The organism is Actinomycetota bacterium (genome assembly GCA_036280995.1).
Classification (GTDB): domain Bacteria; phylum Actinomycetota; class CALGFH01; order CALGFH01; family CALGFH01; genus CALGFH01.
This window is the reverse complement of the sequence record DASUPQ010000398.1, coordinates 1-3,020: the sequence shown is the minus strand read 5'-3', so window position 1 is coordinate 3,020 and position 3,020 is coordinate 1. Positions and strand designations below refer to the sequence as shown.

Below are 3,020 nucleotides of genomic sequence, written 5' to 3'. Positions count from 1 at the left end.
CTCCGCCCAGCCCGGCCAGGGCGGTGGCCGCCCCGTCGCCCATGTAGGCCTTGCCCAGCGAGTCGTCCAGGTTGCGTTCGGTCATGGCGGCCACGGCCTTGACGTGGCCGGTGTTCTCGGCGATCAGGACGATGACCACGGGAGCGATCAGCGCGATCGCCCGCCAGCTGAAGGTGGGCCCGGTGAAGTCGGGCAGCCCGACCCAGGCGGCGTCGCCGACCGGCGCGAAGTCGATCTCGCCGGCCACGGCGGCCACCAGGTAGCCGAGCAGGACCCCGAGGAACACCGACAGCCGCCCGATGAACCCCTTGAAGACGATGCCGATGAGCAGGATCGCGGCCAGCGTGATGAACGCCAGCAGCGGCTGCCGGGCGAAGCTGTCCCTGGCCACCGGGGCCAGGTTGAGGCCGATCAGGGCGACGATGGCCCCGGTCACCACCGGCGGCATCAGCCACTCGATCAGCCGCGAGCTGGTCCGGTCCACCACCAGCCCGATCAGGAAGAACAGCACGCCGCAGACGACGATCCCGCCGAGCGCGGCCGGGATCCCGCCCTCGGCCTTGGCGGCGATCACCGGGGCGATGAAGGCGAAGCTCGACCCGAGGTAGCTCGGCACCCGGTTGCGGGTGATGACCAGGAACAGCAGCGTCCCGATCCCCGAGAACAGGATGGTGGTCGCCGGCGGGAACCCGGTCAGCACCGGCACCAGGAAGGTGGCCCCGAACATGGCCACGACGTGCTGCATCCCGATCCCGGCGGTCCGTCCCCACGACAGCCGCTCCTCGGGCCGGACCACCGCCCCGGGGGTGACCGTCCTGCCGTCGCCGTGCAGCTCCCAGAGCCGTAGCGCCATGGCTGACCCTCCTCGTCGAGCCCCCCTGGGCGTCACGGCGGAGCGTATCCACCGGCGCGCCGCCGGGGAAGCGGCCCTGGCCCGCACGCCGTCCTACCCAGTGGCGACCCCCTCCAGGCCGCCCGCCGGCGCCCGGAGTCGATCACAAGCTCGGCCACGGTCACGCCCAGCGGCGTGCCGAAGCTGGCCATGATGCTCAGGAACGACAGCTCCCGGTCGCCGTGACGGAGGCGCAGAGGAATGGCCACGTCGCCCGGGCCCGGGAGAGCTCCAGGTCAGCGGCCTCGGCCGAACAAGGACCGCAGCGGCCTGGGCAGGGCCAGGCGGCCCCGCCCGCCCCCGGAGTCGCCCCCGCCGGCCTGGTCGTTGAAGAAGCGCACCAGCTCGGCGGAGGCGTCGGGGCCGTCCGGATCGGCGAACGACCCTTCCCGGCTGCCGCCCGACCAGGCGTGGCCGAGTGCGTGGACCGTCCACCACTCGGCCACGACCTTGCCGTCCCGGTCGCGGTAGGCGCGGCGGGTCCAGCCGGGGCCTTCGGTCACCTCGGCGGTGGCCGTCCTGCTCCAGGGGCCGAGCAGGGCGGCGGCGTTGGCGGGAGCCACGGTGGTGTCGCGGCCGCCCTGGAAGACGATCAGGGGGATGCCCGGGCCATGGCCGTCGGTCCCCGCCGGCGGCCCCTGACGCATGGCCGCGTACGCCGACTGGACGTCGCGGGCGGCCCCGGCGGCGAGGCCGGAGTGGATCCCGGCGGCGGCGTACAGGTCCGGGTAGGTCGCGGCCAGCACGGCGGCCATGGCCCCGCCGGCCGAGAGCCCGGCCACGAACACCCGGCCCGGGTCGACCTGATGGGTCGCCATGACCTGGCGGGTGATCCCGGCCAGCAGCGACGGCTCGCCGGCGTCGCGGCGCTGGTGGGCCGGCAGGAACCAGTTCCAGCAGCGCCGCTGGTTGGCCTTGGCCACCTGCTCGGGGTAGGCGACCAGGAAGCCGTCCCGCTCGGCCAGCTCGTTCATGCGGGTCCCGGCGGCGAAGTCGGCCGCCGTCTGGGTGCAACCATGCAGCATCACCACCAGCGGCATGTCGCGCCCGGCGGCCGCGGTGGGCACGTACAGCTTGTAGCCGCGGGTCCCGGCCGCGTTGGTGAACGACCCGTCCCGGAGTCCCGCCCCCGGCGCCCCCTCGGCCCCCTGTCCCGACCCGGAGCCACGCTGGCCCCACCTGAGGCCGGGCTCACCCTGTCCCCACCCGGGGCCGCGCGGCACCCACCCGGTCCGGCGCCGGGCCCCCCGGTGGGGGAACGTAGCCGACCCGGAACCCGGGTGCTCGGAGCTGCCCACACCCTCACTGGCCTCGCCGGGGCGTCCGCCCAGGGTCCGCTGGATCAACGCGGTCGCCTCGGCGAGCCGCCCCTCGCGCGTGAGGCGGGTCGCCTCGTTCATCTCGTCCTGCATCAACAGCTTCCTTCGCTCGGAGGTCAGACGATGCGGCCGGTCAGGGCCGCCTTGACCGGGGCGCTGGCGCGCAGGGCGCCAAGCACCTCGACCGACTCGATGGTGGCCAGGGCCAGGTCGGGGGGGACGTCGTCGGCGATGCTGGCCAGGCCCAGGACCCGGATCTGGAGGCGCTGGCCGGCGTCGCGGACGGCCTCGAGGTCGTGCCGCGAGTAGTGCTGCACTCCCAGGACCAGCGTCTTGCGGGCCATCGTGTGGTGCACGGCCTCGGCGTGGGTGGCCAGCTGGGCCCGGATCGCGGTGCGGATGAAGTCGGTCCGGTTGGCGTAGAAGCCCTCCTGGACCAGCAGGTCGACCTGGCCCAGGTCGACCAGGCCCAGGTTGACGGTGATCTTCTCGGTCTTGTCCGCCTCGCCCACATCCACCATCCCCTTACCATCCAGTGGGATGGTAACTACTGTCAGGGGAGGGCTGTCAACCCGCGGGCAGCTCCACGGCCACCTCAGGCGTGGCCACCGGCACCTGCCGACCCCGTCCGCCCCATCCAGCAGGTCGGCGAGGAATTCCCGGTTCGTTACCGGGTGGGGGCGTCGACCTCGACCTGGATGCCGCCCTTGTCGAGAGACTGCTGGGCCGCCTCGAGGGTGGCGACCACGCGGACGCCGTTCCAGCCGTCGGTGCGGGGGCGGGCGCCGGTGCGGCAGCACTCCAGGAAG

Annotated in this window: 3 protein-coding genes; all 3 read right to left on the bottom strand. The window is 73.8% G+C overall.

Annotated elements, in window-relative coordinates; all coding sequences use genetic code 11:
- On the bottom strand, positions 1-853 hold an 853-nt coding region (locus tag VF468_13200), incomplete at its 3' end, for a solute carrier family 23 protein (GenBank protein HEX5879251.1).
- A 275-nt stretch (positions 854-1,128) separates the two neighbouring features.
- Entirely contained in the window at positions 1,129-2,304 is a 1,176-nt protein-coding gene (locus VF468_13195; protein ID HEX5879250.1) for a PHB depolymerase family esterase, read from the bottom strand.
- A gap of 23 nt (positions 2,305-2,327) precedes the next feature.
- A complete protein-coding gene (locus VF468_13190) occupies positions 2,328-2,732 on the bottom strand; it encodes a CopG family transcriptional regulator (protein HEX5879249.1) in 405 nt (134 codons plus the stop codon).
- Positions 2,733-3,020: the final 288 nt, after the last annotated feature.